Origin of the sequence: Streptomyces hygroscopicus subsp. hygroscopicus (assembly GCF_030269125.1) — a bacterium.
In the GTDB taxonomy this organism is placed as follows: domain Bacteria; phylum Actinomycetota; class Actinomycetes; order Streptomycetales; family Streptomycetaceae; genus Streptomyces; species Streptomyces hygroscopicus_C.
In genome coordinates this window covers 44,472-67,762 of sequence record NZ_BSSM01000018.1, presented here as the reverse complement: position 1 = coordinate 67,762, position 23,291 = coordinate 44,472, and the positions used below count along the sequence as shown (strand labels likewise).

Sequence of the window (23,291 nt, the reverse complement as noted above, 5' to 3'; positions counted from 1 at the left end):
TCGCTTATTGACACCGACCGGAACGGGGATGTGACCGCATGGCCGCTGGAGGCTTCTGCAAACTGCCGAACGGCACGGTCGTCGTCGCGCTGAACCTGCCGTACGACTCCGCCGGCGTGCGGGTCCTGGTGCACGCCGGCAACCGCGCCCGCGCGCTGACCCGGCTGCGCAACCTGGGCTTTCGCGCGATCTACCTGCGCGGCAACACCGCACCTCCGACGCCGGACGAGATCACGGCGGTGCTGCACCACCCGGACGGGCTCATATGGCGCACGGCGCCCACGGGCAACGGGGTCGTGCCCCCGGAGCTATGGCACCCGATCCGAGCGCTTCTTCGCAGGTCAGCGGTGGTTCAGTAGAGGTTCAGCCGCTCACCACGGGCTTGCCGGCGAGTTCCACGCCCGCCGCCCGCAGCTCCTCCAGGGCCCGTTCCGTCGTCTGCGCCGAGACGCCCGCCGTCAGGTCCAGCAGGACCTGGGTGCGAAAGCCCTCCCGCGCGGCGTCCAGGGCCGTGGCGCGGACGCAGTGGTCGGTGGCGATGCCCACCACGTCGACCTCGTCGACGGCGCGGGCGCGCAGCCAGTCGGCCAGCGGGGTGCCGTTCTCGTCGGTGCCCTCGAAGCCGCTGTAGGCGGCGGAGTAGGCGCCCTTGTCGAAGACGGCGTCGATGGCGCCGGAGGCGACCGCGGGGGCGAAGTTCGGGTGGAAGCCCACGCCCTCCGTGCCGGCGACGCAGTGCGCCGGCCAGGAGCGGACGTAGTCCGGGTCGTCCGCGAAGTGGCCGCCCGGCGCGATGTGGCAGTCACGGGTGGCCACCACGTGGCGGTACCCGGTCCCCGCCGCCTGCCCGACCAGCTCGGTGATCGCGGCGGCGACGTCCGCGCCCCCGGCCACCGCGAGGCTGCCCCCCTCGCAGAAGTCGTTCTGCACATCGACGACGATCAAGGCGCGGCGCATGGTGGTTGTCCTTCGACTGGTGGTGAAGTATCGAGCCTAGAGACTCGACGGCCCGGAGGGGAGGGGGCGGCGGACGACGGTTCCGCTCTAGCTACCCGAGCGCTCGTGGACGTACTCCGTCGGAAGCACCGGTTCCCCCCGCGAGAGCTGCGTCGCGGAGAGGGGGAGGTTCGCCCGAGCGGCGATGTGCCGGTCCCGGGGCACGTCCAGCGGCTCGCGGGCCACCACCCGGCCGCCGTCGACCAGCCGCACCAGCAGCTGTCGGTCCGCCAGCTCCGCCGGCACCGGACCGGTGCCCACGACCTCCGCCTCGGCCACCCCGTCCGCGTCCACCCGCCGCGCCGCCCACTTGCGGCCGCCCACGGACACCTTGCCTCCGCTGGACTTCTTCGCCACCGGCACCAGCGGCGCCCCCGGGTCGGCGGTCTCCGCGCGCGCGACCAGCTTGTAGACCATGGACGCGGTCGGATGCCCGGAACCGGTGACCAGCTGGGTGCCGACGCCGTAGGCGTCCACCGGCGCGGCGGCCAGCGAGGCGATGGCGTACTCGTCCAGGTCGGAGGTGACCACGATCTTGGTGCGGGTCGCGCCCAGCTCGTCCAGCTGCTGCCGCACCCGGTGCGCGACCAGGAGCAGGTCGCCGGAGTCGATGCGCACCGCGCCCAGCTCCGGCCCGGCCACCTCCACCGCGGTACGGACCGCCTCGGTGACGTCGTACGTGTCCACCAGCAGCGTGGTGCCGGGGCCGAGGGTGTCCACCTGGGCCTGGAAGGCGTCCCGCTCGTGGTCGTGCAGCAGGGTGAAGGCGTGCGCGGACGTCCCGACGGTCGGGATGCCGTAGCGGAAGCCGGCCGCGAGGTCGGAGGTGGTGGCGAAGCCGCCGACGTAGGCGGCGCGGGCGGCGGCGACGGCCGCCAGCTCGTGCGTACGGCGGGCGCCCATCTCGATCAGGGGGCGGTCGCCGGCGGCGGAGGCCATCCGGGAGGCGGCGGCCGCGATGGCCGAGTCGTGGTTGAGGATGGAGAGGATCACCGTCTCCAGCAGCACGCACTCGGCGAAGCTGCCCTCCACGCGCAGGATCGGGGAGCCGGGGAAGTACACCTCGCCCTCGGGGTAGCCCCAGATGTCCCCGGTGAAGCGGTAGCCGGCGAGCCACGTGAGGGTCTCCTCGTCGACGATCCGCTGCTCGCGCAGGAAGCGGAGGAGGTTCTCGTCGAAGCGGAAGTTCTCCACCGCGTCCAGGACGCGTCCGGTGCCCGCGACCACGCCGTAGCGCCGCCCGTCGGGCAGCCGCCGGGTGAAGACCTCGAACACGCTGCGGCGCTCGGCCGTACCGGCCTTCAGCGCGGCCTGCAGCATGGTCAGCTCGTACTGGTCCGTGAAGAGCGCCGTCGAGGGAACATCCACCGGCAGCCCAAGGTCCGCTACATCCACGACAGCTCTCCTAGCTATTGCTCTCCGCGAGTCCCCGGGGTGGCCGGGGGTCCGGGGGTTGTCCCCCGGTGTATGCAGCATGGCGAGGATGGTACCCCCTATTCGTCAGTGTGACGATTTCCGGGGTGCGTGGCAGCATGGGCACTGTGACGTCACCCGCGCCCGTAGAGATCGAACGCACCGAGTCGGCGGAGGAGGTCTTCGCCGTACCCGAACCCGACGTCCCCTGGGTCACGATCGTGCATAACGACCCGGTCAACCTCATGAGTTACGTGACGTACGTCTTCCAGACGTACTTCGGCTACTCCAAGGACAAGGCCACCAAGCTCATGCTCGACGTCCACCACAAGGGCCGGGCGATCGTCTCCAGCGGGACCCGCGAGGAGATGGAACGCGACGTGCAGGCGATGCACGGCTACGGTCTGTGGGCCACCCTCCAGCAGGACCGGAAGTAGCGAACCGACTTACATGCCCGGACAATTCGAACCGCTCCCCGGCGGCGGCGCGGCCGTCGCGCTCGACGACGTCGAGATCTCCATCATCCGCTCGCTCGCCGTCCAGCTCCTGGAGCTGATCGGGCCGGGCCCCGGCGGCGACGCCCCCGGCGACCCGCTCGCGGAGCTGTTCGCCGAGGGGCCGAGCGAGCCACCCGCCGACCCGGTGCTGCGCCGGCTGTTCCCGGACGCGTACAGCGACCCGGAGAAGGCCCCGGACTCACCCGCCCAGGCCGAGGAGCGGCGCGCCCACTCCGCCGAGTTCCGCCGCTTCACGGAGAACGACCTCAGGGCCGGAAAGCGGGAGAACGCGCTCGCGGTGATCCGCAGCCTCGACGCCCTCGCCCCGGTGGACGCCGGCGGCGCCGTGCTGACGCTGTCCCCGGAGGAGTCCCGGCGCTGGCTCGGCGCGCTCAACGACCTGCGGCTCGCGATCGGCTCCCGCCTGGAGATCACCCACGACGAGGACACCGAGCTGCTCTACGGGCTCCCGGACGAGGACCCGCGCAAGCCGATGGTGATGGCCTACCTGTGGCTGGGCGGCCTCCAGGAGACCCTGGTGTCGACCCTTATGCCGTGATTCCCGTGATTCCGGCGCGTGTGGTGTTCGCTCAGCGGACGCTCAAATCCGGATAACGATCCCGTCACCACTGCGGCCGGGTTTGCCGCACTCACTCGCTCTTTGTCCGCTTTTCCCTGTGAAGCGCGCCACAATCCCTTTCCGCGATCAATATTGCGGTCGTGATAAATCTTCACGACCGCCCGGCGAACACCACCCATGTTCCGCCGGGTGCGCCACCGAGCCGACGACCGTCGGCCAGGCACCGACTCCATCAATCCGGGGGGATTCGAGACCCGGTCCGCGGCCGACGAAAGGCTGGGGCCGGAATGGAGAAAGGCGCACCACCATGACCTCAGCGCAGGTCGACCAGCGTTCCGACGGCGCGGAGACGCGGCCGGCGGAGGGCGGCGAGGGCGAGGGTTATCAGCGCGGGCTCGGCTCCCGCCAGATCCAGATGATCGCCATCGGCGGTGCCATCGGCACCGGTCTGTTCCTCGGCGCGGGCAAGGGCATCTCCAAGGCGGGCCCCAGCCTGATCCTGGCCTACGCCATCGCGGGCCTCGTCATCTTCTTCATCATGCGCGCGCTCGGCGAACTGCTGATGTACCGCCCGGTCTCCGGCTCGTTCTCGGAGTACGCGCGCGAGTTCATCGGCCCCTTCGCGGGCTTCGTCACCGGCTGGACGTACTGGCTGTTCTGGGTGGTCACCGGCATCACCGAGGTCACCGCCGCGGCCGCGTACATGACGTACTGGTTCGACATCCCCCAATGGGCGTCGGCGCTGATCTTCACGATCGTGCTCTACGCCGCGAACCTGATCTCGGTGAAGCTCTTCGGTGAGCTGGAGTTCTGGTTCTCCATGGTCAAGGTGACCGCGATCATCGGCATGATCCTGATCTGCGCGGGCATCCTGACGATCGGCTTCTCCGACGCCGGCAAGACCGCCTCGGTCGGCCACCTGTGGAACGAGGGCGGCTTCTTCCCGCACGGCGTCGGCGGCACCCTGATGACGCTCCAGATGGTCATGTTCGCCTTCCTCGCCGTCGAGCTGGTCGGGGTGACCGCGGGCGAGTCCAAGGACCCCAGGAAGGTGCTGCCCAAGGCGATCAACACCGTGCCGTGGCGGATCGCCGTCTTCTACGTCGGCGCGCTGATCATGATCCTTTCGGTGGTGCCGTGGACCGAGTTCCACGCCGGGGTGAGCCCCTTCGTGGCCGCCTTCCAGAAGATGGGGCTGTCGGTCGGCGCCGGCATCGTCAACTTCGTGGTCCTGACGGCCGCGCTGTCGTCCTGCAACTCCGGCATGTACTCCACCGGCCGCATGCTGCGCGACCTGGCGCTCAACAGCCAGGGCCCCAAGCTGTTCACCAAGCTGACGCCCAGCGGTACCCCGCTCGTCGGCACCACGTTCTCCGCCGCGCTGATGCTCGTCGGTGTCTGGATCAACTACCAGTGGCCGGGCAAGGCGTTCGACTACGTGGTCTCCTTCGCGACCATCTCCGGCATGTGGGCGTGGATCGTCATCCTGGTCTGCCACATCCGCTACCGCAGGGCGTCCGACCGCGGCGACCTGCCCCGCTCGGAGTTCCGGGCCCCCGGCGCCCCGTACGCCAGCGTCCTCGCCCTGCTGTTCATCGGCATGGTGATCGTGCTGATGGGCATCGACAAGGACGCCCGGGTCTCGCTGTACTGCGCGCCGCTGTGGGGTCTGATCCTCGGCGTCTCCTACGCGGTGCTCAGGCGCCGCAACCCGGAGGCCGCGGCCTTCGCCAAGCGCTGACGCCGCCGCGAGCCATCCCTCCCGGGACGTCCGGCCGTCGGGAGCACTCGTGGCGCCCCCGGCGGCCGCCGCTCAGGACGTCCAGCATGCGGGCCGCCTCGTACCACCCCTCGGTACGAGGCGGCCCTGTGCTTATCCTGGCGACCATGCTGACCATCACCCAGGCCCTGTACGACCAGATCGTCGACCACGCCCGCAAGGACCACCCCGACGAGGCGTGCGGCGTCGTCGCGGGTCCGGCCGGTTCGGACCGCCCCGAGCGGTTCATCGCGATGCTGAACGCGGCCATGTCGCCGACCTTCTACGAGTTCGACTCGGGCGATCTGCTCAAGCTCTACCGCGAGCTGGACGACCGCGACGAGGAGCCGGTGGTCATCTACCACTCGCACACCGCGACCGAGGCCTACCCGTCGCGCACCGACATCTCCTACGCCAACGAGCCGGGCGCGCACTACGTCCTGGTCTCCACGGCGGACACCGACGGCCTCGGCGACTTCCAGTTCCGTTCCTTCCGGATCGTGGACGGAGAGGTCACCGAGGAGGAGGTACGGGTCGTCGAAACCTACTGATCTCAGCATCCGGCCCGGATTCGTCCGCCAGATGGGATCACCTTCCGGTCCGCGGACCGGGAATCGATACGATGAGCCCATGGTTACGACTGTGGTGCGCGCCCTCGGCCTCTGAGGCGGTGCGCCCCTCGGCTGACGTACCGAGCCCGCAGCCCCGAAGACCCCTTCCGACAGGAGCCCGCAACCATGGCCATCGAGGTCCGCATCCCGACCATCCTCCGCACGTACACCGACGGTCAGAAGGCCGTGGAGGGCAGCGGGAACACCCTCGCCGAGCTGTTCGCCGACCTGGAGAGCCGGCACGCGGGCATCCAGGCCCGCATCGTGGACGGCGACCAGCTGCGCCGCTTCGTCAACGTCTACCTGAACGACGAGGACGTCCGCTTCCTGGACGGCATCAACACCAAGCTGTCCGACGGCGACAACGTCACGATCCTGCCGGCCGTCGCCGGCGGCATGCGCTGATCGGTCGCTGAGCAGCATGCGCTACGACTCCCCCCTGGCCGCGGTGGGCAACACCCCTCTGGTGCGCCTGCCGCGGCTGTCGCCCTCCCCCGAGGTCCGCATCTGGGCCAAGCTGGAGGACCGCAACCCCACCGGTTCGGTCAAGGACCGGCCCGCGCTGCACATGATCGAGCAGGCGGAGAAGGACGGCCGGCTCACCCCGGGCTGCACCATCCTGGAGCCCACCTCCGGCAACACCGGCATCTCCCTCGCCATGGCGGCCAAGCTCAAGGGCTACCGGATGGTGTGCGTGATGCCGGAGAACACCTCGCAGGAGCGCCGGGACCTGCTCGGCATGTGGGGCGCGGAGATCATCTCCTCGCCGGCCGCGGGCGGCTCCAACACCGCGGTGCGCGTCGCCAAGGAGCTGTCGGCCGAGCACCCCGACTGGGTGATGCTCTACCAGTACGGCAACCCGGACAACGCGGGCGCGCACTACGCCACCACCGGCCCGGAGATCCTCGCGGACCTGCCCTCGATCACCCACTTCGTCGCGGGCCTCGGCACCACCGGCACCCTGATGGGCGTCGGCCGCTACCTCCGCGAGCACAAGCCGGACGTCAGGATCGTGGCCGCCGAGCCGCGCTACGACGACCTGGTCTACGGCCTGCGCAACCTGGACGAGGGCTTCGTCCCCGAGCTGTACGACGCCTCCGTCCTCACCACCCGCTTCTCGGTGGGCTCCGCGGACGCGGTCACCCGCACCCGTGAACTCCTCCAGCAGGAGGGCATCTTCGCGGGCATCTCCACCGGTGCCGCCCTCCACGCCGCGATCGGCGTCGGCAAGAAGGCCGTCAAGGCGGGTGAACCCGCCGACATCGCCTTCATCGTGGCCGACGGCGGCTGGAAGTACCTCTCCACGGGCGTCTACACGGCTCCCACCACGGAGGCGGCCATCGACACGCTCCAGGGCCAGCTCTGGGCCTAGTTCCCGACCGAGCCCCGTTCCAAGCGCTCGCCAGCCCCCTCTCACGAGGGGGCTAAGCCGTTCCTATGGCCGAGCAAAGAATTCCTTCGGGCACTGCCGGGTGAAGCGGGTGCGGGGCTAGGTTCCCCGTGAGCCCTGTCATGTCACGTCCAGCGGCGTACAGGGCCGTCGAAGTGTCATGCTCATGACTGCGTGGTCGCCGCTACGCGCGTCACGGGCCTGCCCACCAGTGCGAGAAACCCCACTTCCCGATGGAGGCAGTACCCCATGCGTGAGTCACGCCCGAGCGGGCGAACCCGAAGCGTGCGAAGGCTTCTGGCCGTCGCCTTCCCCGCCCTCTCCCTGACCGTCGCCGGGTTCGCCGCCGCTCCGACGGCCGGCGCGGCCCAGCCCGCCGTCACGGCCCACCCGGCGACCGGCAAGGTCACCACGAACAACCGGGCGCTGACCGCCCCCGAGCGGCAGACCTTCCACTCGACCGGCAAGGCCGGGCAGAAGGTCCCCACGACCCACCTGTGCGCCGCGGACCACACGCCGGGCCACGCGAGCTGCTTCGCCCAGCGCCGTACCGACATCAAGCAGAAGCTGGCCTCGGCGCTCGCCGCCGCCACGCCCTCCGGCCTCTCCCCGGCCAACCTGCACAGCGCCTACAACCTGCCCACCACGGGCGGTTCGGGCATGACGGTCGCGGTGGTCGACGCCTACAACGACCCCAACGCCGAGTCGGACCTCGCGACGTACCGCTCGCAGTTCGGCCTGTCCTCCTGCACCAAGGCCAACGGCTGCTTCAAGCAGGTCAGCCAGACCGGCTCCACCACCTCGCTGCCGACCAACGACACCGGCTGGGCCGGTGAAGAGGCGCTCGACATCGACATGGTCAGCGCGGTCTGCCCGAACTGCAACATCATCCTCGTCGAGGCCAACTCCGCGAACGACACCGATCTCGGCATCGCCGAGAACGAGGCCGTCGCGCTCGGCGCCAAGTTCGTCTCCAACAGCTGGGGCGGCTCCGAGGCGTCCACGCAGACCACCGAGGACTCGCAGTACTTCAAGCACCCGGGCGTCGCGATCACCGTCTCCGCCGGTGACTCCGGCTACGGTGCCGAGTACCCGGCGACCTCCCAGTACGTGACCGCCGTCGGCGGTACTGCCCTCACCACCTCCTCCAACTCCCGTGGCTGGAGCGAGTCGGTGTGGAACACCAGCTCCACCGAGGGCACCGGCTCCGGCTGCTCGGCGTACGACCCGAAGCCGAGCTGGCAGACCGACACCGGCTGCTCCAAGCGCATGGAGTCGGACGTCTCCGCGGTCGCCGACCCGGCCACCGGTGTCGCGGTCTACGACACCTACGGCGGCAGCGGCTGGGCGGTCTACGGCGGCACCAGCGCCTCCTCGCCGATCATCGCCGGTGTCTACGCGCTCGCGGGTACCCCGGGCTCCAGCGACTACCCGGCGAAGTACCCCTACAGCCACACCGGCAACCTGAACGACGTCACGAGCGGCTCCAACGGCTCCTGCACCACGTCGTACTTCTGCACCGCGACGACCGGCTACGACGGCCCCACCGGCTGGGGCACCCCGAACGGCACCGCCGCGTTCACCTCGGGCGGCAGCACCGGTGGCAACACCGTGTCCGTCACCAACCCGGGCAACCAGTCGACCACGACCGGCGGCTCCGTCAGCCTCTCGATCAGCGCCTCGGACAGCGCGGGCGCGGCCCTGACCTACAGCGCCTCCGGCCTGCCGACCGGCCTGTCGATCAACAGCTCCACCGGCGTGATCTCAGGCACCGCGTCCACCGCGGGCACCTACCAGGTCACGGTCACCGCCAAGGACTCCACCGGTGCCACCGGCTCGACCTCCTTCACCTGGACCGTGGGCACCAGCGGTGGCGGCTGCTCCTCGTCGCAGCTGCTGGCCAACCCGGGCTTCGAGTCGGGCAACACCGGCTGGACCGCGTCCAGCGGCGTCATCACCAACGGCACCGGTGAGACGGCCCACGGTGGCTCGTACTACGCCTGGATGGACGGCTACGGCACCTCGCACACCGACACGGTGTCCCAGTCGGTGACGATCCCCGCGGGCTGCAAGGCGACCCTGACCTTCTACCTGCACGTCGACACGGCCGAGACCACCACCACCTCGGCGTACGACAAGCTGACGGTCACCGCCGGTTCGACCACCCTGGCGTCGTACTCGAACCTGAACGCCAACTCGGGCTACGCCCTGAAGACCTTCGACCTGTCCTCGCTGGCGGGCCAGACGGTCACCCTGAAGTTCAACGGTGTCGAGGACTCCTCGCTCCAGACCAGCTTCGTCGTGGACGACACCGCCCTGACGACCAGCTGATCACCCGCACCACCCGCACCACCAGCGATCCCGCACGCGGCAGCCGCCGCGTGCGGGATCCGTTCGTCGGCCGGCTCCCCGCCGGTCGGCGGGATCCGTTCGCGGCCGCGGAACGTCCCATCCGTACCAGGCGGGCCAACCGGCGGCCCCGCGGAAAGGCGGTCCCCCCATGCGCCGTACGACACTCCTCGCTCTCGTGGCCACCCCCCTGCTCCTCGCGGGCTGCGGCACCCACACCAGCTCCACCGGGAGCCAGAAGGTCTCCTCGGCCCCCGGCGGCCAGGCCCCGGTGTGCATGAACCAGGTGCGGCTGACGGCCGCCGACAGCGGCCGCACCGTCTGCGTGGCCAAGGGCGGAGAGGTACGGATCAGCCTCGGCGGCGCGAAGGACCGCCCCTGGAAGCCGGTCACCGCCACCGGTGGCGCGCTCGAGGCGATCAACTCCGGCTTCGTCATCCGGCCGGGCGACGCCGAGGCCGCCTACCACGCGAAGGCCGCCGGCACCGGCAGGCTCACGTCCTCCCGCCCCCTGTGCGCCACCGCTCCCGGGCAGATGTCCTGCAAGGGCATCCAGGAGTGGACGGTCACCGTGACCGTGAAGAACTGACGGAACCGGCAAAGCCGTCGGAACCGGTGCGAACGTCTCAACTGCCGGGAGCCGGGCGGTTGTCCGAGCTATCGGGCGAGGTGGCGCACCTGGTCCCACAGGACCGGGTCGACCACCCCCACCCGGCGGCGGAGGTCGCCCACCGGCACCTCGCGCAGCTCGTCGGTCCGCAGGAAGCTCGGGCGGCCCCGCGCGTCACCGACCGCGCCGGGCGGCAACGGGATCACCCCGGCGCGCTCGTCGTGGTACTTCGTGGTGATCTTCGCGACCGTGGCCCGGTCGCCCCGCACGGCCAGCACCAGACAGGGCCGGTCCTTCGTCTCGGCACGGTCCTCCCAGGACACGTTCGCCCACCAGATGTCCCCCGGCGACGGGCGCCCGCCGCCCGCCCGCGCCCCTCGGGTGCTCGCCCGGCCCGGTGGCCGCAGCCGCCGCCCGCCCGGCCGACGGCCGCGCCCCCAGCCGTCGATGACCGTGGCGACCAGGGCGAGCAGCACCACCGCCGCGAGCGCCAGCCACCAGGACGTGTCCATACGACGACGTTACCGGCGCGCGGCGCGGGGCGCGCGCCCTTGCGCGGATCCCATGCGCCCCAAGGGCCAGCCGAACCGGTGACAGCACGGGTGAGTTCGCCCACAACGGCCCCTGGCAGAGGAGCGACCCACCCGAAGGCGCCGTAGGCTCGACAGACCGCACGACCCCCGTCAGCCCTTTCCCGAGGTTCCTCACCCCTTCGAGGACCCTCCGCTCACCCGTCTTCGCCTACGGAGGTTTCTGCTTCATGAAGCTCACCGTCGTCGGCTGCTCGGGGTCGTTCCCGTCCGCGGAATCGGCCTGCTCGAGCTACCTCGTCGAGGCCGACGGCTTCCGGCTGCTTCTCGACATGGGCAACGGCGCCCTGGGCGAGCTGCAGCGCCACTGCGGTCTCTACGACCTCGACGCGATCTTCCTCAGCCACCTGCACGCCGATCACTGCATCGACATGCTCGGGTATTTCGTCGCCCGCTACTACCGCCACGACGGCGGCCGCTGCGAGGCCCTGCCGGTCTACGGCCCCGAGCGCACCGAGCACCGTCTGACCACGGCGCACGGCGACACCCCCTCCGCCTCCTCGATGAGCGAGGTCTTCGACTTCCGCACCGTCAAGCCGGCCACGTTCGAGATCGGCCCCTTCACGGTGCACACCGACCGGGTCCGCCACCCCGTGGAGGCGTACGGCATCCGGCTGGAGCACGGGGGCAGGTCCCTCGTGTACTCCGGGGACACGGGCGTCACCCCCGCGCTGGACGAGCTGGCCCGGGACGCCGATCTCTTCCTGTGCGAGGCCGCGTTCACGCACGGCAAGGAGGACATCCCCGACCTCCACCTCAACGGCCGCGAAGCCGGCGAAACCGCCACCCGCGCCGCCGTCCGCCGCCTGGTCCTCACCCACATCGCCCCCTGGACCGACCCCCAGGTCAACCTCCGCGACGCCCGCGAGGCGTTCCGGGGGCCGGTGGAGCTGGCGGCGCGGGGCGCGGTGTACCAGATCTGAGGCCCGGCACGGCCCGAAACGCGGACGAAGGCCCCGGAACCATCGAGGTTCCGGGGCCTTCGCGCAGGCGCTGGCCCTTACTTGGCCTCCGCCTTCCGGAGTTCGGCGAGTTCCTCGTCGGACTCGCGGCCAGGGGTGGGCAGGCCGAACCTGGTGATGGCGAAGCGGAAGACGACGTAGTAGACCGCGGCGAAGCACAGGCCGACCAGGACCAGGCCCCAGGGGTTGGTCGCGATACCGAGGTTCAGGCCGAAGTCGACCGCGCCGGCCGAGAATCCGAAGCCGTCCTTCATGCCCAGCGCCCAGGTCAGCGCCATGGAGACACCGGTGAGGACCGCGTGGATCGCGTACAGGGCTGGCGCGATGAACATGAACGTGAACTCGATGGGCTCCGTGACACCGGTGACGAAGGACGTCAGGGCCAGGGAGAACATCATTCCGCCGACGGCCTTGCGGCGCTCCGGGCGGGCGCAGTGCACGATGGCGAGGCAGGCGGCCGGCAGGGCGAACATCATGATCGGGAAGAAGCCGGTCATGAACTGGCCCGCGTGGGGGTCACCGGCGAGGAAGCGCGCGATGTCGCCGCTCTTGCCGTGGTACTCGCCCGCCTGGAACCAGGGGAAGGAGTTCAGCAGGTGGTGCATGCCGATCGGGATCAGCGCGCGGTTGGCGACACCGAAGATGCCCGCGCCGATCGCGCCCGACCCGACCAGCCACTCGCCGAAGCCGTGCAGACCCGTGCCGAGCACCGGCCAGATGTAGCCGAAGACGATGCCGATCAGCAGACCGGCGAAGGCGGACAGGATCGGCACCAGCCGGCGGCCGCCGAAGAAGCCCGCCCAGTCGGGCAGCTTGGTGCGGTGGAAGCGCTGGTAGAGCAGCGCCACGACTATGCCCATCACCACGCCGCCGAGGACCTTGGCGTCCACCGGGGCGTCCACCATGACGACCTTGCCGTCGACGGCCGTGGCCACCTTGGGCAGGTTCTTGTCGGTGAACGTGCCCAGGACGTTCTTGAAGACCAGGTAGCCGACCACCGCGGCGAGCGCCGTGGAGCCGTCCGACTTCTTCGCGTAGCCGATCGCGATGCCCACCGCGAACAGCAGCGCCATGTTGTCGAGGATGGCGTTGCCACCCGCCGCCATGAAGGACGCGATCTTCGTCAGGAACGCCGGGAAGTCCGGGCGGCCCAGCATGTCGTCGTTGCCGAGGCGGACCAGGAGGGCGGCCGCCGGCAGCACCGCCACCGGCAGCATCAGGCTGCGGCCGATGCGCTGCAGCACCGCCATCGCGCCGGCGCCCTTCTTCTTCTCGGCCGCGGGAGCGGCGGTCGCCGTGGTCACGTGTTCCTCCTGGGGGTCCCCCCGGCCGGGGACCGGGGGACGGGCAAGGCGCCGCCCGGGAACCATGGAAGGGACGGCGGCGTCTCTGGTCTACACCAGCAGTGGTGTAGACCTGTTGTAGCACGATGAAGGTGCCGTAAGGAACCGTGGGATCCGCTACCGCGGGGTCACGCACCGTACCGGTCCCGGGTGCTTCGGGCCGTCGTGCCGTCCCGTGCCGCCCTCAGCCCCCGGTCACGTCCTCGACCTGCTCCTCCGCCTCCCTGCCGGGGGTCTTGAGGTCGAAGGCGGTGATGGCGAAGCGGAAGACGGCGTAGTAGACGGCGGCGAAGCACAGGCCGATGGGGATGATCAGCCAGGGCCTGGTGGCCAGGTGCCAGTTGATGACGTAGTCGATCAGGCCCGCGGAGAAGCTGAAACCGTCGTGCACACCGAGCGCCCAGGTCGCCGCCATGGAGACGCCGGTGAGCACCGCGTGGATCGCGTACAGGACCGGCGCGATGAAGAGGAACGAGTACTCGATCGGCTCGGTGATCCCCGTGACGAACGACGTCAGCGCCACGGACAGCATCAGCCCGCCGACCTCCTTGCGCCGCTGCGGCTTGGCGCAGTGTGTGATGGCCAGCGCCGCCGCCGGCAGCGCGAACATCATGATCGGGAAGAATCCCGAGGTGAACTGCCCCGCGTGCGGGTCCCCCGCCAGGAACATGCTGATGTCCCCGTGCACCACGGTCCCGTCCGGCTGCGTGTAACTGCCGAACTGGAACCAGATGGGCACGTTCAGGAACTGGTGCAGGCCCACCACCAGCAGCGCCCGGTTCGTGACGCCGAACAGCCCCGCCCCCCATGCCCCCGCCGCGTGCAGCCAGCGGCCGAAACTCTCCAGCCCCGCACCGATGGGCGGCCAGATCCACAGGCACAGTGCCGCGAACAGGATGGCCACGAAGGCCATGAGGATCGGCACCAGTCGGCGGCCGTTGAAGAAACCCAGCCAGTCCACCAGCCTCGTGCGGTGGAACCGCGCCCACAGGAAAGCGGCCAGCAGGCCCATCACGATCCCGCCGAACACCCCCGGGTTCTGGAAGGTGAACGCCGCCACCGTTCCGTCCCCCGCCCGGCAGCCCACCCCCGGCAGCACCGTCGAACCGCCCGGACAGTCCTGCGGGAACTGGTGCAGCACCCCGTAGTAGACGAGGAACCCCGCCACCGCCGCGAGCGCCGTCGAACCGTCGGCCTTCTTCGCCATGCCGATCGCCACGCCCACGCAGAACAGCAGCGGCAGCCCCAGCGAACCGTCCAGCAGCGCCCCGCCCGCCCCCCGCATCACCTTCGCGACCGTCGTCCAGCCGAGCCCGCCCGCGCCCACGACCCCCGGCTGACCGAGCCCGATCAGCAGACCCGCGGCGGGCAGCACCGCGATCGGCAGCTGGAGGCTGCGCCCCATCTTCTGCAACCCCTGGAACAGCCGGCCCCAGCGCTCCCGCGCCACGCTCCCCTCGCTCATGGGCGTCCTCCGGCCACTCGACTCGGACGCGGTTTGGCGACCGTCACCCCGCTGGTGTAGACCAGTTGCCCGGACGGTTCCGCTGTCGTGATCGCCATCATCCGGCACGGACGGCACGACCGCTCGCGAAGATGGGCCAACTGTGGGTTACTGCGACAAAGCGGTTCGGATCAGGGGAGAAGCACATGGCCACCAAGGCTGAGAAGATCGTCGCCGGCCTCGGCGGGATCGACAACATCGAGGAGATCGAGGGCTGCATCACGCGCCTGCGCACCGAGGTGTCCGACCCCTCGCTGGTGAACGAGGCCGCCCTGAAGGCCGCCGGCGCCCACGGCGTCGTCAGGATGGGCACCGCCGTCCAGGTCGTCATCGGCACCGACGCCGACCCGATCGCCGCGGAGATCGAAGACATGATGTGACGTCCCCCCGGACTCACGAACAGGGGCTCCTCCCGACGCGGGAGGAGCCCCTTCCGTATCTACGGCTAGGCTCCATGTCATGTCTCGCATCGACGGCCGTACCCCCGAACAGCTCCGCCCGGTCACCATCGAACGCGGATGGAGCAAGCACGCCGAGGGCTCCGTCCTCGTGTCCTTCGGCGACACCAGGGTCTTCTGCACCGCCTCCGTCACCGAGGGCGTCCCGCGCTGGCGCAAGGGCAGTGGCGAAGGGTGGGTCACCGCGGAGTACTCCATGCTGCCCCGCGCCACCAACACCCGCGGCGACCGCGAGTCCGTCAAGGGCCGCATCGGCGGCCGCACCCACGAGATCTCCCGCCTCATCGGCCGCTCCCTGCGCGCCGTCATCGACTACAAGGCGCTCGGCGAGAACACCATCGTCCTCGACTGCGACGTCCTCCAGGCCGACGGCGGCACGCGCACCGCGGCCATCACCGGCGCGTACGTCGCCCTCGCCGACGCCGTCGCGTGGGCGCAGGGCAAGAAGCTGGTCAAGGCCGGCCGGCAGCCGCTGACCGGCACGGTGAGCGCCGTCTCCGTCGGCATCGTCGGCGGCGTCCCGCTGCTCGACCTCTGCTACGAGGAGGACGTGCGCGCCGAGACCGACATGAACGTCGTCTGCACCGGCGACGGCCGCTTCGTCGAGGTCCAGGGCACGGCGGAGGCGGAGCCGTTCGCCCGCGACGAGCTGAACGCGCTGCTCGACCTGGCGGTCAGCGGCTGCGACGCGCTGGCCGCGCACCAGCGGGCGGCCCTGGAGGCCACGCTCGCGTCGTAGCGGGCGAGCGGAGCGGGCAACCCGGTGGCCCTTCCCCGCGTCCTACCTCTACGCAGTAGAGGGACATCCGGGGAGGGGATCATCACCATGGCCGCCAGCCGAGGCCGTCTCGCCGTCATCGTGGCGACCGCCGTGCTCACCGCCGGCCTCGTCGGGGGCTGCGACACCGTGCACAAGGCGATGGACTGCGTCCAGACCGCGGACACCATCGCCGACAGCGTCACCGATCTCCAGCAGGCCGTGGAGAACGCCGCCCATGATCCGGGGCAGGCCGACTCCGCGCTCGACGCCATCGAGGGCAACCTGGAGAAGATAGGGGACAAGACGGACGATGCCGACGTCAACAAGGCGGTCGACGACCTCGGCAAGGCCGTGGGAAACGTTCGTACGGCCATCCGTGAGGGCGATCGCACGCCGGACGTCGGGCCGGTGACGGACGCGGCGGGGGAGCTGACGAAGGTGTGCACCAAGTAGCGCGGCCGCCAACTCCCCGCGGCTAGTCGAGCAGTTCCCCCCGCTCCCGTGGGGCGCGCTTCAGGGATCGCCTGCCCGCCTTGCGGCTGACGCCCACCCCGCCCCACAACGCGAACCCCCCGATGACCACCCTCGGGGCGCCCGGCTCGGGCGGACCCTCGTCCCTCGGGTGCTCGAACGCGCCCATGACGCCGACGCCGCGCACGACCACCTCGACGCCCGGCGGCACGGTCACCTGCACGCCGCCCATGACGGCCACGACGTTGATCTCCACCTCGTGGTCGGCGAAGTCCGCGTCGCGCAGGTCGATGTCGGCGCCGCCCAGGACGGCCAGGCAGTCGAAGCGCTTGGGCATGGTCCAGCGGCCCTTGCGCTCGAAGCCGGACAGGATGGCGACGCCGCCGGCGGAGGAGCCCTCGCCGCCGACGACGCGGGAGGACCAACCGCCTGCCGCCGCCGGTTCCTTGGTGAAGGAGACCGGCGCCGGGGCGGTGCCCGTGGGCAGGTCCCGGGTGATCGGGGCCAGCTCGCCGTACGTACGCGCCCGGTACGTCGCCTCCAGCCGCTCCTCGAACTCGTCCATGTCGAGGCGCCCCTCGGCGAGGGCGTCCCGCAGCACCTCGGCGACCCGTTCCCGGTCGGCGTCCGAGGCGCGCAGTTCCGGACGTGTGTCGTCGGTCATGGCAGCAGCCTACGAGACCGCCTTCTCCGCGTACATCTTCGCGATGACGGCCTCGATGTCCGGCTCCCGCACCGACAGGTCCACCAGCGGGTACTCCGCCGCGAGATGCGCGACCACCGGCGCCGCCGACTGGCCCGCCGGAAACGCCAGCCACTGCCGGGGGCCCTCCACCCGCACCACCCGCGCCGACGGCACCCGGACCGGCGGCAACTCCCGCTCCAGGTCCACCACCAGGGTCCGCTCGCTCTCACCGGCCTCGTGCAGCCCGGTGAGCGGACCGTCGTACATCAGGCGCCCGTGGTCGATCACCATCACCCGCGAGCACAGCTGCTCGATGTCCTGGAGGTCGTGGGTGGTCAGCAGTACGGTCGTACCGCTCGCGGTGTTCAACTCCCGCAGGAAACCCCGCACCTTGGCCTTCGACACCACGTCCAGGCCGATCGTCGGCTCGTCCAGGTACAGCACCTCCGGGTCGTGCAGCAGCGCCGCCGCGATGTCCCCGCGCATCCGCTGACCCAGGGAAAGCTGCCGTACCGGGGTGTCCAACAGGGTGCGCAGTTCGAGGAGTTCGACGAGGCGGTCCAGGTTCTCCCGGTAACGGGCGTCCGGGATGCGGTACATGCGGTGGGCGAGCCGGTAGGAGTCGATCAGCGGCAGGTCCCACCACAGGGTGGTGCGCTGCCCGAACACCACCCCGATGCGTCGCGCGAGCCGCGTGCGCTCGCGCGAGGGGTCGATCCCCGCGACCCGCAGCCGGCCGCCGCTCGGCGTCAGGATGCCGGTCAGCATCTTGATCGTGGTCGACTTCCCGGCGCCGTTCGGCCCGATGTAGCCCACCATCTCCCCGCGCGCCACGGTGAACGACAGCGAGTCGACCGCCCGCACCTCGTGCCGCTCCCGCCGGAGGAAGCCGGTCTTGCGGCGCACCGAGAAGACCTTCTCCACCTTCTCCAGCGCGATGAAGTCGTCCATGAGGTCCTAGCTCCCTGTGCTCCGGTACGAACGAAGTCCCGCCCGCCAGGCCAGCCCGGCCAGCGCGCAGCAGGCCGCCGCCACCAGCGGGGTCGCCCAGGCCAGCCGGCCCGGCAGGTCCAGCGGATAGGGCCGCCCGAGGATGTAGCTCGCGGGCAGCCAGTTGACGAAGGCCAGCGGCAGCAGGAAGGTGACCCCGCGCACCAGGTCCTTCGCGAACACCGACGGCGGGTACTGCAGCAGCGTCGTACCGCCGTACGTGAACGCGTTCTGCACCTCGGCCGCGTCCTGCGCCACGAACTGGAAGGCCGCGCCCGCCACGAACACCGCGCAGAAGATCGCGCAGCCGCTGAGCAGCGTGAGCGGCATCAGCAGCAGCCTGTCCGCCGTCCACCCGACGTCCAGCCGGCTCAGCGCCCAGCCCAGCACCAGCGAGCCCTGGGTCACCCGGCCGAGGCGCCGCAGCGCGAACCGGTCGGCGGCCACCTGCGCCAGTACCGGCGCGGGCCGCACCAGCAGCGCGTCCAGCGTGCCGTCCCGCAGCCGCCGCCCCAGCCGGTCCATCGAACCGATCACCAGGTCCGCCAGGCCGAAGGAGACCGCCGACAGGCCGTACAGGAAGGCCACTTCGGGCAGCGACCAGCCACCGAGGGCGTGCACCCGGGAGAACATCAGCATGATCGCGACGAAGTCGAAGAAGGTCGCCGTGAAGCTCCCGAACGTGGTCATGACGAACGACGCCCGGTACGCCATCGTCGACCGGATCCACATCCCGGCGATCAGCCCGTACACCCGGGCGCCCGCCACGAACCGCCCGCGCTCAGCCACCCTGCACCACCACCCGCCGCGTCGCCGCCGACTGCAGCAGCCGCCCGGCCCCGAGCAGCACCACGGCCCACGCGCCCTGGAACAGGTACGTGCGCAGCGGTTGCCCGTGCCCGAGCAGGATGTCCGCGGGCGCCTGCAGCAGCGAGGACCAGGGCAGGGCCCGTACGACGGTGCCGAGCCCGCCCGGGAACACGTTCAGCGGCAGCAGCATCCCCGAGCAGAAGTAGCCGAGCAGCCACGTCATCTGGCCCATCCCGGTGCCGTCGAGCATCCAGAACGTGCTCAGCGCCACCAGGTACCGGATGCCGAAGCCGACCAGCATCGCCAGCAGCACGGCGACGAGGAACGCGGCCCAGGTGCCGGCGTCCGTGGGCAGGTACGCCGGGAAGACCAGCGCGCCGAAGACGAACGGCAGCACGCCCCGCCCCAGCAGCTGGAAGAACGCCCGGCCCAGGTCCGCGGCCAGCCACCACAGCTGGAGGTCGGCGGGGCGGTACAGATCGATCGCCACGTCCCCCGTGCGGATGCGTTCCATCAACTCGTCCTCGACGCCCCCGCCGCTGATGGCGAGCGTCGACAGGAAGGCCTGGCCCAGCCACACGTAGGTGACGGCCTGCGCCTGGTCGTATCCCCCCAGATGCGGTCTCAGTTCCCACAGGGCCTTGTAGGTGTAGACGAGAATCAGCCCGAAGACCGTGTTGGTGAAGACCCCTGCCGCAGTGGCGGCCTTATACGTCGCGTACCGTCTGAATCCCCCTAACGCGACGGTGGCGTACAACCGTCCCGCGCCCACGTCAGTCGACCTCCTCGGACCGCTCGACACCGAAGCGCAGGAGCCTAGTCCGGAGCCCCGGCGGCCGGCCACGCATTTTGTGGCCGAAGCGTGCCGTAATCCGGGAACGGAACGCCAGGTGCGAGAGTCTTCAAACGGGGGGCGCAGAAGGCGTACGAGGCGTACGGGAACGTACGACGCGAAACAGGAGTCCGTGCACGACATGAGCGACGAGCCACAGCCGCAGCAGCCGAACGAAGGCGTGGCACCGGATAAGCCGCTGCCGGCTGCGAGGCCCGGGACCCCGACGCCGGGATCCCCCGCCACCCCCGGGAAGGGGACCGGCCAAGTGAAGGACACCAGGGACACCAGGGACACCGAGGGGTCCGGGAGGGCTGAGAAGGCCGGGAAGGCGGAGCGGGCCGACAGGGCCGAGGAGCGGGCCGGGGAGACCGGCCCGGCCGAGGGTGCGCGGAGGACCGGGGGCGCCGAGCGCGAGCGCGCCGGGCGGGCCGAGGACCCCGAGGCCGCCCGCGGGGGCGGTGGCGCCGCCGGGAAGGCCGGGGGCGCCGGTAGGACCGAGGACTCCGGGCAGGCCGAGGACTCCGGGAAGGCGCAGGGCGCCGACGGTACGGCGGCCGCCGACACGGCCCGCCGTTCCGTTCCCGCGCCCCAGGACCGTACGGCCTCCATCGCGCGCGCCCGGCAGGCGGCGCGGGACGCGCGTACGGAGAAGGGCGCGACGACGGCCGCGGAAAGCGAGGGCACAGGGGAGCGCGGCGGGTCCGGCAAGCCGGCCGGCGCCGCGAGGCCGCAGGTGCCCGGCGCCCGCGCGCCCGAGAAGCCGGCCGAGAGCACCCAGGTGCTGCGCCGCATCACGCCGCCCCGGGCGCCCCAGGACTCCGCGGACTCCGCGAAGGGCCCCGGCAAGCCCGGCCAGGACGCGCCGGCGGCCGAGACCACCCAGGTGCTCCGCCGCGTCAACGCCCCGCGCAAGGGCGAGCCCGGCGGACCCGCCGAGCCCGGTTCCGCCGCGGGCCGGCCGAACGCGACCGGCCCCACCGCCCACACGACCGGTTCCCGGCCGGGCGGCCCCCGTCCCGCCGCCCGTGCGGCCGGTGCGGCCGCCGCCGGCGCCGCGGGCGCCGCGGCCTCGGCCTCCCCGGCGAGCGCGGCGGGCGCCGCCGGTGCCGCGAAGGCGCCGGGCGCGGCAGGTGCCGCGGGGCTCGCCGGTGCCGCGGCAGGCGCCGCCACCCCCGGCCCCCGTACCGGCTCCGGCCCCAAGGCGACCCGCCCCGGCACCGGCCCGGACCCCCGGCCGGCCCAGGACCCCGCCACCCCCGAACCCGAGACCACCGCCCTCGCCGCCGCCTCGGAGGAGACCCCCACCGGCAAGGGCAAGGGCAAGAACAAGGCCAAGAAGCCCAAGCGCACCGGATGGCGGCGGCTGCTGCCGACCTGGAAGATGGTGCTCGGCACCTTCGTCTTCCTCGTCCTCGCGGTCGTCGCGCTCTTCTTCGTCGGCTACTCGCTCGTCAACATCCCGCCGGCCAACGCCCTCGCCAACAAGCAGGCCAACGTCTACCTCTACGCGGACGGCTCCCAGATCGCCCGCGACACGCGCGACAGCCAGGTCAACCGGGAGAAGGTCACCCTCGCCGAGGTCTCCAAGGACGCCCAGCACGCCGTACTGGCCGCCGAGGACCGCGACTTCTACACCGAGTCGGCCATCGACCCCAAGGCGATGCTCCGCGCCGCGTGGAACACCGCGACCGGCAAGGGCAAGCAGTCCGGCTCCACGATCACCCAGCAGTACGTGAAGAACTACTACCTCGGCCAGGAACAGACGGTCACCCGCAAGGCCAAGGAGTTCTTCATCTCGATCAAGCTCGACCGGACCAAGTCCAAGGACGAGATCCTGGAGGGCTACCTCAACACCAGCTACTTCGGCCGCAACGCCTACGGCATCCAGGCCGCCTCCCAGGCCTACTACGGCCGCGACGCCCAGAACCTCGACCCGGCCCGCGCCGCCTACCTCGCCGCGCTCGTCAACGCGCCGAGCGAGTACGACGTCGTGGCGCACCCGGAGAACAAGGCCGCGGCCGTGGCCCGCTGGAACTACGTCCTGGACGGCATGGTCAAGCAGGGCTGGCTCGGCCAGTCCGAGCGCGCCGGCATGAAGTTCCCGATGCCCAAGGAGCAGACGCTCTCCACCGGCATGTCCGGCCAGCGCGGCTACCTCGTGGACGCCGTCAAGCACTACCTGATCGCGAACCACATCCTCGACTCCGACCAGCTCGAGGCCGGCGGCTACCGCATCACGACGACCATCCAGAAGGACAAGCAGAACGCCTTCGTCAAGGCGGTGAACGACCAGCTGATCTCCAAGCTCGACAAGAAGAACAACAAGGTCGACAGCTATGTCCGCGCGGGCGGCGCCTCCGTCGACCCGAAGACCGGCAAGGTCGTCGCGATGTACGGCGGCATCGACTACGTGAAGCAGTACACCAACGGCGCGACCCGCGGTGACTTCCAGGTCGGCTCCACCTTCAAGCCGTTCGTCTTCACCTCCGCCGTGGAGAACGGCTCCACCACCCAGGACGGCCGCCGCATCACCCCGAACACCCAGTACGACGGCACCAACGAGCGTCCCGTGCAGGGCTGGAACGGCGGCGCGTACGCCCCGCAGAACGAGGACCAGAAGTCGTACGGCCAGATCACCGTCACCAAGGCCACCGACCTCTCGGTGAACGCGGTGTACGCGCAGATGGCGGTCGACGTCGGCCCGACCAAGGTCAAGCAGACCGCGATCGACCTCGGCATCCCCTCGGACACCCCCGACCTCCAGCCGTACCCGTCCATCGCGCTCGGCACCGCCACCGCCAGCGTCCTGGACATGGCGGAGGGGTACGCCACGCTCGCCAACCACGGCAAGCACGGCGCGTACACCCTGGTCCAGAAGATCACCCGCAACAGCACCGACGAGGTCAAGCTGCCCGACGCGCCGGTCAAGCCGGCCGTCAGCCGCGCCGCCGCCGACACCACCACCGCCATGCTGAAGAGCGTGGTCCAGGGTGGCACCGCCACCGCCGCGCAGGCCGCGGGCCGTCCGGCGGCCGGCAAGACCGGTACCGCGGAGAACGACACCGCCGCCTGGTTCGCCGGCTACACCCCGGACCTCGCCACGGTGGTCTCCGTGATGGGCCAGGACCCGGTGACGGCCAAGCACATGCCCCTGTACGGCGCGCTCGGCCAGGCCCGTATCAACGGTGGTGGCGCGCCCACCCAGATCTGGGCCCAGTACACCCACGACGCGCTGAAGAACGCCCCGGTGGCCTCCTTCGACCTCCAGCTCCAGGCGGGCGCCGACCAGCCGCAGCCGCCCGGCCCCGGCGACCCGAGCCAGTCCGCCACCACGGACGGCCAGAGCACCGGCGGCGCCACCCAGCCCGGCGGCACCCCGAGCGGCACCCCGACCGACGGCACCACCGGCACCCCGAGCGACGGCGGCGTGACGACCGGCGGTGACACCACCGGCGCCACCACCACGGGCGGCACCACGACCGGCACCGACCCGACCACCGCCGGCGGCACGACCGGCGGCACCACCACGAGCGGCGGCGCGGCGGGCGGCGCACCCGGCGGCGGCGGCACGACCACGAGCGGCGGCGGTACGACCACGAGCGGTGGCAGTACCGGCACCATCGCGGGCGGCGGCCCGGGAGGCGGCCCCGGCACCTGAGCCGCGTCCGGGGGAACCCG

The 23,291-nt window shown here is 71.2% G+C and carries 23 protein-coding genes; 14 read left to right on the top strand and 9 right to left on the bottom strand.

The features are described from left to right. Positions 1–38: 38 nt before the first annotated feature. Positions 39–359: a hypothetical protein gene (locus tag QSK45_RS31680; RefSeq protein WP_285562336.1), complete on the top strand. Its 321-nt coding sequence runs from the start codon at positions 39–41 to the stop codon at positions 357–359. Between the two features lie 4 nt (positions 360–363). On the opposite strand, the gene QSK45_RS31675 is transcribed toward QSK45_RS31680, so the two are convergent. Next, entirely contained in the window at positions 364–957 is a 594-nt protein-coding gene (locus QSK45_RS31675) for an isochorismatase family protein (protein WP_285562335.1), read from the bottom strand. 87 nt (positions 958–1,044) lie between these two features. Then, positions 1,045–2,391 (bottom strand): nicotinate phosphoribosyltransferase, encoded by a 1,347-nt coding sequence (locus QSK45_RS31670; protein ID WP_285562334.1) that lies wholly within the window; start codon positions 2,389–2,391, stop codon positions 1,045–1,047. 137 nt (positions 2,392–2,528) lie between these two features. On the opposite strand from QSK45_RS31670, the gene clpS reads away from it, so the two are divergent. The 8 genes from clpS (at position 2,529) to QSK45_RS31630 (ending at position 10,184) form a co-directional block, all read left to right on the top strand. Further along, positions 2,529–2,846 (top strand): ATP-dependent Clp protease adapter ClpS, encoded by a 318-nt coding sequence (gene clpS / locus QSK45_RS31665; RefSeq protein ID WP_285562333.1) that lies wholly within the window; start codon positions 2,529–2,531, stop codon positions 2,844–2,846. Positions 2,847–2,859: 13 nt separating this feature from the next. Further along, positions 2,860–3,465, top strand: a complete 606-nt coding sequence (locus tag QSK45_RS31660) for a DUF2017 domain-containing protein (protein ID WP_285562332.1) — start codon at positions 2,860–2,862, stop codon at positions 3,463–3,465. A gap of 328 nt (positions 3,466–3,793) precedes the next feature. Further along, a complete protein-coding gene (locus tag QSK45_RS31655) occupies positions 3,794–5,227 on the top strand; it encodes an amino acid permease (protein ID WP_285562331.1) in 1,434 nt (477 codons plus the stop codon). Between the two features lie 146 nt (positions 5,228–5,373). Then, positions 5,374–5,796 carry a M67 family metallopeptidase gene (locus QSK45_RS31650; protein ID WP_285562330.1) on the top strand — a complete coding sequence of 141 codons (423 nt, stop codon included), beginning with the start codon at positions 5,374–5,376 and terminating at the stop codon, positions 5,794–5,796. A 186-nt stretch (positions 5,797–5,982) separates the two neighbouring features. Further along, positions 5,983–6,261: a MoaD/ThiS family protein gene (locus tag QSK45_RS31645; protein WP_285562329.1), complete on the top strand. Its 279-nt coding sequence runs from the start codon at positions 5,983–5,985 to the stop codon at positions 6,259–6,261. A 16-nt stretch (positions 6,262–6,277) separates the two neighbouring features. Continuing rightward, entirely contained in the window at positions 6,278–7,228 is a 951-nt protein-coding gene (locus tag QSK45_RS31640; protein ID WP_285562328.1) for a PLP-dependent cysteine synthase family protein, read from the top strand. Positions 7,229–7,495: 267 nt separating this feature from the next. Next, a complete protein-coding gene (locus QSK45_RS31635; protein WP_285562327.1) occupies positions 7,496–9,577 on the top strand; it encodes a putative Ig domain-containing protein in 2,082 nt (693 codons plus the stop codon). A 169-nt stretch (positions 9,578–9,746) separates the two neighbouring features. After that, positions 9,747–10,184 (top strand): hypothetical protein, encoded by a 438-nt coding sequence (locus QSK45_RS31630; RefSeq protein ID WP_285562326.1) that lies wholly within the window; start codon positions 9,747–9,749, stop codon positions 10,182–10,184. A gap of 68 nt (positions 10,185–10,252) precedes the next feature. Here QSK45_RS31630 and QSK45_RS31625 read toward each other — a convergent pair whose 3' ends face one another. Beyond that, positions 10,253–10,717, bottom strand: coding sequence for a type II toxin-antitoxin system PemK/MazF family toxin (locus tag QSK45_RS31625; RefSeq protein ID WP_285562325.1), 465 nt, complete (start codon positions 10,715–10,717; stop codon positions 10,253–10,255). 248 nt (positions 10,718–10,965) lie between these two features. On the opposite strand from QSK45_RS31625, the gene QSK45_RS31620 reads away from it, so the two are divergent. Further along, the gene (locus QSK45_RS31620; RefSeq protein ID WP_285562324.1) at positions 10,966–11,718 is read left to right on the top strand and encodes an MBL fold metallo-hydrolase; all 753 of its coding nucleotides are present in this window, start codon (positions 10,966–10,968) and stop codon (positions 11,716–11,718) included. A gap of 77 nt (positions 11,719–11,795) precedes the next feature. Here QSK45_RS31620 and QSK45_RS31615 read toward each other — a convergent pair whose 3' ends face one another. Together QSK45_RS31615 and QSK45_RS31610 are read right to left on the bottom strand one after the other, a co-directional pair. Then, positions 11,796–13,061 carry a PTS transporter subunit EIIC gene (locus QSK45_RS31615; RefSeq protein ID WP_285562323.1) on the bottom strand — a complete coding sequence of 422 codons (1,266 nt, stop codon included), beginning with the start codon at positions 13,059–13,061 and terminating at the stop codon, positions 11,796–11,798. 223 nt (positions 13,062–13,284) lie between these two features. Beyond that, entirely contained in the window at positions 13,285–14,565 is a 1,281-nt protein-coding gene (locus QSK45_RS31610) for a PTS transporter subunit EIIC (RefSeq protein WP_285562322.1), read from the bottom strand. A gap of 185 nt (positions 14,566–14,750) precedes the next feature. On the opposite strand from QSK45_RS31610, the gene QSK45_RS31605 reads away from it, so the two are divergent. The 3 genes from QSK45_RS31605 to QSK45_RS31595 all read left to right on the top strand — a co-directional run bounded on the left by QSK45_RS31605 (position 14,751) and on the right by QSK45_RS31595 (position 16,275). Beyond that, positions 14,751–14,984: a PTS sugar transporter subunit IIB gene (locus tag QSK45_RS31605; RefSeq protein WP_285562321.1), complete on the top strand. Its 234-nt coding sequence runs from the start codon at positions 14,751–14,753 to the stop codon at positions 14,982–14,984. Between the two features lie 79 nt (positions 14,985–15,063). Next, positions 15,064–15,801 carry a ribonuclease PH gene (gene rph / locus QSK45_RS31600; protein WP_285562320.1) on the top strand — a complete coding sequence of 246 codons (738 nt, stop codon included), beginning with the start codon at positions 15,064–15,066 and terminating at the stop codon, positions 15,799–15,801. A gap of 87 nt (positions 15,802–15,888) precedes the next feature. Next, positions 15,889–16,275, top strand: coding sequence for a hypothetical protein (locus tag QSK45_RS31595; protein ID WP_285562319.1), 387 nt, complete (start codon positions 15,889–15,891; stop codon positions 16,273–16,275). A 22-nt stretch (positions 16,276–16,297) separates the two neighbouring features. On the opposite strand, the gene QSK45_RS31590 is transcribed toward QSK45_RS31595, so the two are convergent. From QSK45_RS31590 to QSK45_RS31575, 4 genes are read right to left on the bottom strand one after another with little or no spacing between them, the layout of a single operon-like run. Further along, positions 16,298–16,957 (bottom strand): DUF1707 SHOCT-like domain-containing protein, encoded by a 660-nt coding sequence (locus tag QSK45_RS31590; protein WP_285562318.1) that lies wholly within the window; start codon positions 16,955–16,957, stop codon positions 16,298–16,300. Between the two features lie 9 nt (positions 16,958–16,966). After that, positions 16,967–17,929, bottom strand: coding sequence for an ABC transporter ATP-binding protein (locus tag QSK45_RS31585; protein ID WP_285562317.1), 963 nt, complete (start codon positions 17,927–17,929; stop codon positions 16,967–16,969). 6 nt (positions 17,930–17,935) lie between these two features. Then, positions 17,936–18,700, bottom strand: a complete 765-nt coding sequence (locus tag QSK45_RS31580) for an ABC transporter permease (RefSeq protein WP_285562409.1) — start codon at positions 18,698–18,700, stop codon at positions 17,936–17,938. A 49-nt stretch (positions 18,701–18,749) separates the two neighbouring features. Further along, entirely contained in the window at positions 18,750–19,550 is an 801-nt protein-coding gene (locus tag QSK45_RS31575; RefSeq protein WP_285562316.1) for an ABC transporter permease, read from the bottom strand. An 841-nt stretch (positions 19,551–20,391) separates the two neighbouring features. On the opposite strand from QSK45_RS31575, the gene QSK45_RS31570 reads away from it, so the two are divergent. Then, on the top strand, positions 20,392–23,271 hold the full coding sequence (locus tag QSK45_RS31570; protein WP_285562408.1) for a transglycosylase domain-containing protein: 2,880 nt from the start codon (positions 20,392–20,394) through the stop codon (positions 23,269–23,271). The last annotated feature ends 20 nt before the right edge of the window (positions 23,272–23,291 follow it).